General features: G+C 45.8%; 2 pseudogenes. One reads left to right on the forward strand and one right to left on the reverse strand.

What is annotated here, in order from left to right:
* Positions 1-594, forward strand: a pseudogene (gltT, locus tag ACWHAR_RS25660) (glutamate/proton symporter GltT); the annotation flags it as partial.
* Between the two features lie 36 nt (positions 595-630).
* On the opposite strand, the pseudogene ACWHAR_RS25665 reads toward gltT, so the two are convergent.
* Positions 631-810 (reverse strand): annotated as a pseudogene (locus tag ACWHAR_RS25665) (hypothetical protein); the annotation flags it as partial.

Here is an 810-nt window from a genome sequence, read left to right on the forward strand (position 1 = left end):
CTTGCTTTCTTCTTAATTGTTATTTTCGGGATTGTCGCAAAAATTGCCGGCATCAGCATCTTCAAGTTCCTTGCTTACATGAAGGACGAAATCTTACTGGCGTTCAGTACGTCCAGCTCTGAAACGGTTCTTCCGCGCATCATGGAAAAAATGGAGAAAATCGGATGTCCGAAAGGCATTGTTTCATTTGTCATTCCGATCGGTTACACGTTTAACTTAGACGGTTCCGTTCTCTATCAATCTATTGCCGCACTCTTTTTAGCACAGGTATATGGCATTGATTTGACGATTTGGCACCAAATTACGCTTGTGCTCGTCTTAATGGTGACATCCAAAGGGATGGCTGCCGTGCCTGGTACTTCTTTTGTTGTCTTGCTTGCAACGCTTGGCACCATCGGCGTTCCGGCTGAAGGACTTGCCTTTATTGCCGGCGTAGACCGCATCATGGATATGGCACGTACAGTTGTCAACCTGACTGGTAACGCGCTTGCTGCCGTTGTGATGTCTAAATGGGAAGGCATGTTTAATCCTGCGAAAGCAGAAACTGTTATGTCCCAATCGAAAACAGAACAAAACGCAACCATTTCTGGTTAATGAAAAGCCTGCGGGGCAAGAACCCCGCAGGCTTTTTTAATCTTTAACAAGCACAAACAACTCTGTAATCAAAACAGTATCCTCATTCAGCTCCAGTTCACCGCTTTTGATCAGTTCCGCCCATGCCATCCGATGATCCTCTTGAAACTCCTCAATTCGGTCTCCATTACCCTCTCCTTTGACTAACCTCATATCAGGCGCACCAAAGGTGGTTTC

It is taken from the genome of Bacillus sp. LR--39, from assembly GCF_053613335.1.